At 46.2% G+C, this 4,262-nt stretch carries 3 protein-coding genes, 1 pseudogene and 1 other annotated feature; of the genes and pseudogenes, 1 reads left to right on the plus strand and 3 read right to left on the minus strand.

Annotated features, from left to right (window positions below; genetic code table 11):
- The 3 genes from alaS to WMO75_RS18865 form a co-directional block, all read right to left on the minus strand.
- Positions 1-1,486, minus strand: a 1,486-nt coding sequence (gene alaS, locus WMO75_RS18855; protein WP_349078747.1) for an alanine--tRNA ligase, incomplete at its 3' end; no start/stop codon positions are given.
- Positions 1,487-1,526: 40 nt separating this feature from the next.
- The gene (tyrS, locus tag WMO75_RS18860; RefSeq protein ID WP_022214844.1) at positions 1,527-2,756 is read right to left on the minus strand and encodes a tyrosine--tRNA ligase; all 1,230 of its coding nucleotides are present in this window, start codon (positions 2,754-2,756) and stop codon (positions 1,527-1,529) included.
- Between the two features lie 85 nt (positions 2,757-2,841).
- Positions 2,842-3,060 (minus strand) — a binding site (T-box leader).
- 108 nt (positions 3,061-3,168) lie between these two features.
- Positions 3,169-3,918, minus strand: a complete 750-nt coding sequence (locus WMO75_RS18865; RefSeq protein WP_291581084.1) for a CpsB/CapC family capsule biosynthesis tyrosine phosphatase — start codon at positions 3,916-3,918, stop codon at positions 3,169-3,171.
- 143 nt (positions 3,919-4,061) lie between these two features.
- Here WMO75_RS18865 and WMO75_RS18870 point away from each other — a divergent pair.
- Positions 4,062-4,262: pseudogene (locus tag WMO75_RS18870) on the plus strand (hypothetical protein); the annotation flags it as partial.

Consider the following 4,262-nt stretch of genomic DNA (forward strand, 5'->3'; position numbering starts at 1 on the left):
CTCTTACAAATACAGTACCTTTCTGACCTTCCATCAGAGAAGTTACGATTTCTTTTTCTGTTGTGAGAACTGTGATCTCGGAATCATATGTGAGGTGATCGTATCCTTCGAACTCTGTCGTTACATTGACATCGATCTCATCATATACGGTAGCGTCAGCTCCCATGTAGTTGGTCACTTCACGTGCAGTACGTGCTTTGACTCTCTGCGCTTCCATTGCTTTCTGGAAGCCGTCTTCGTCGATTCCGTAACCCTTTTCCTCAAGGATCTCTTTGGTGAGGTCAAGCGGGAATCCGTAAGTATCGTACAGTTTGAATGCATTTTCTCCTGAAAGGGTTTTTACTCCGGCTGCTTTCATCTCTTCTTCCATGTCTGCAAGGATGCGGAGACCCTGGTCGATAGTCTTGTTGAACTGGTTCTCTTCGTTTGTCAGGACTTTGAAGATGAACTCTTTCTTTTCTTCCAGTTCCGGATATCCTGCTTTGGATCCGTCGATCACTTCTGCACTGAGTTTTGCAAGGAAAGTTCCCTTGATTCCCAGAAGACGTCCATGACGTGCTGCACGACGGATCAGACGACGAAGTACATATCCACGTCCTTCGTTGGTCGGCATGATACCATCGGAGATCATAAATGTTGCAGAACGGATATGGTCTGTGATCAGACGGATGGATACGTCATCCTGATAGTTCTTCTCATATTCCTTGCCTGCAATCTCGCATACCAGGTTACGAAGTGCACAGATGGTATCCACATCAAAGATAGAATCAACATCCTGAACAACAACTGCCAGACGCTCAAGACCCATACCTGTATCGATGTTCTTCTGTTTCAAGGTTGTATAGTTTCCGTTTCCATCGTTCTCAAACTGAGTGAATACGTTGTTCCATACTTCCATGTAACGGTCGCAGTCGCAGCCTACAGTACATCCAGGTTTTCCGCAGCCATATTTCTCTCCACGGTCATAGTAGATCTCAGAACATGGACCGCAAGGACCTGCGCCATGCTCCCAGAAGTTATCTTCCTTACCGAAACGGAAGATTCTGTCTGCCGGAATTCCGATTTCTTTATTCCAGATGTCGAATGCTTCATCATCCTCCAGATATACTGACGGGTACAGTCTGTTTGCATCCAGGCCAACGACTTCTGTCAGGAATTCCCAGGACCAGTGGATCGCTTCTCTCTTGAAGTAATCTCCAAAAGAGAAGTTACCAAGCATCTCAAAGAAGGTACCGTGACGTGCTGTCTTACCAACGTTTTCGATATCACCGGTACGGATACATTTCTGACATGTGGTGACTCTTGTTCTCGGCGGTTTCTCTGCACCTGTGAAATATGGTTTCAGTGGAGCCATACCTGCGTTGATCAGCAGGAGGCTCTTGTCTCCCTGAGGTACCAGGGAGAAGCTTTTCATTGCGAGATGTCCTTTGCTCTCCATGAAATCAAGGAACATCTGACGAAGTTCGTTTACTCCGTATTTCTTCATGATTCTTTCCTCCTAAAAGTATTTATCAAAAAAACACTTATTATTTAGCATAAACTCTGTTGAATTTCTTTTTGCCTCGTTTGAGGACAACACCGTCACCTGCGAGTGCGTCTTTGGCAACTGTGTGTTTGATGTCTGTGATCTTTTCACCGTCGATGGAAACACCGCCCTGCTCGATCGCACGACGTCCCTCAGAACGTGTCGGAACGAGGCCTGTCTTGATCAGCATTGTGATAAGGTCGATGGTTCCTTCCTCTGTGAAATCTTCATCAGTCAGCTCTGTGCTTGGCATATGTGCAGTGTCTGCGCCGCCAGAGAACAGTGCTCTTGCACCTTCCTGAGCTTTCTTGGCTTCTTCTTCGCCATGAACCAGGTTTGTCAGCTCGTATGCAAGGATCTCTTTGGCTTTGTTTAACTGGCTTCCTTCCCATTTGGCCATCTCATCGATCTGCTCAAGTGGAAGGAAAGTAAGAAGACGCATGCATTTGATAACGTCTGCATCGTCTACGTTTCTCCAGTACTGGTAGAAATCAAATGGAGATGTCTTGTTCGGATCAAGCCATACAGCACCGGACTGTGTCTTACCCATCTTCTTGCCCTCTGAGTTCAGAAGAAGTGTGATGGTCATAGCGTATGCATCTTTGCCAAGTTTACGACGGATCAGTTCTGTACCGCCGAGCATGTTGCTCCACTGGTCATCACCGCCAAACTGCATATTGCAGCCGTATTTCTGGTATAACATATAGAAGTCATAGCTCTGCATGATCATGTAGTTGAATTCAAGGAAACTAAGTCCTCTCTCCATACGCTGTTTGTAGCACTCTGCAGTAAGCATACGATTTACTGAGAAATGAGCTCCTACATCACGAAGCAGATCTACATAGTTCAGGTTCAGAAGCCAGTCAGCATTGTTGACCATCAGTGCCTTGCCATCGGAAAAGTCGATGAAGCGGGACATCTGTTTCTTGAAGCAGTCAATGTTGTGCTGGATGGTTTCTTTTGTCATCATCTGACGCATGTCAGTTCTTCCTGAAGGGTCACCGATCATACCGGTACCGCCGCCGAGAAGTGCGATTGGACGGTTGCCTGCCATCTGGAGACGTTTCATCAGGCAGAGTGCCATGAAGTGTCCTACATGAAGGCTGTCTGCGGTAGGGTCAAATCCGATGTAGAAAGTAGCCTTACCGTTGTTTACCATTTCTTTGATCTCGTCTTCGTCTGTTACCTGGGCGATCAGGCCTCTGGCCTTAAGTTCTTCCCATACTGTCATAATAATTTCCTCCTGTCGCGGTATTCATCATCAGGTGCGTCCAAAGGCGCCTCCTCGATATGCAAAAAAGCCCGGTTCCTGTCCTTCTTAGGACGAGAACCGGGTCCCGTGATACCACCTAACTTCGCGGAAAATCTCCCGCCTCATTGAGCACGGTAACGAGTGCCACTCCGTCGCAGCCTACTGAAAAAAGTTCGGTGCGAAGCTCCGGGATGTATTCGCAAAAGTACTGCACGCGCCTCTCACCATCCGGCCGCTCTCTGTGTGTGTTGCTTCTGTTACTTCTTCCCTTCAAAGCCGTTTCATATACTTCTAAAAGTATACAAATTGGCTTTTTGTTTGTCAAGGGTGTTTTCTTATTAGTTTAACAACTTAAAGCGATAACGTTATTGTCAGAACGATTCACAAAAACTTATCTATGAGCTGCCGCCATGCAGTGCTTCGCATTATCAAGGATCTCCTGCGGATTATCAATAAAGATCTCGTCGGCCATCTGCCGTCCCATTTTCTTTGTGACATAGGCATAGGCATCTCCGATCCTTGTGACACGGTGTTTGCTTCCATGGCAATCAGAACCAATATAACTTACAAGTTCTTCTTCCAGAAGTTTCCCGCAGTATTTCTTGGCTGCATGTCCGTTCTTGCCGATCACACTGTCTGCATTGACCTGCATCAGTGCACCTTTATTTACAAGATGTTCTACAAAATCCAGATCATGCATGCATCTGTAACGTTCAATATGTGCTATGATCGGCCTGTATCCGCCGGAAAGCAGTTCGTAGATCCTGTCGCTGATATACTTTTCTTCTGTACTTGAAGAAAATTCTGTGAGCACATATCTGGAACCAGCCATCGAATAAACCTTGTCAGAACGCAGATAATCCAGCATTTCTACATTTGCATGAAATTCACATCCGAGGAACACTTTGAAATCTGGTCCGATCTTTTCCGCCAGTCGTCTCAATACCAGAAAATGCTTTTTGATAATTTCCGAAGGAGTCTCAAACATTTCTCTTCTGAAATGGGGCGTCACAATAATCTTACGCACACCCTGATCGTACTCCATCTGAAGCATAGCAAAAGCTTCTTTTACACTCTGAGCTCCATCATCGACTGCCGGTACAATATGGCAGTGCATGTCAAACAGTCCCCTGTCTGCCATTCCATCCTCTCCTTTTCTTTTTCTGCTGTGTTTACCCGGGTATTATATCCCATGGCCGTTTCTTTTGCAACTGGATATTTTTTCACACCGGACATCCTATCTACATAAAATGAATTGTAGACAAAAAGCTGGAGGATTTTATAATGAGTGATTTGGCTGCTACAAACTGTGGATGTAACAACGACTGTGGCTGTGGATGCAACAATGGTTGCGGATGCGGCAACGACTGCGGATGCGGCAATGGAACCAGCCTTTTTGGAGGCAGCTCCTGCAACTGTATCCTCTGGATCATCATCCTGATGTGCTGCTGTGGCAACAACGGCTGCGGCAATGGCTGTGGATGC

Origin of the sequence: Blautia intestinihominis (assembly GCF_040096655.1) — a bacterium.
Lineage (GTDB): Bacteria > Bacillota > Clostridia > Lachnospirales > Lachnospiraceae > Blautia_A > Blautia_A intestinihominis.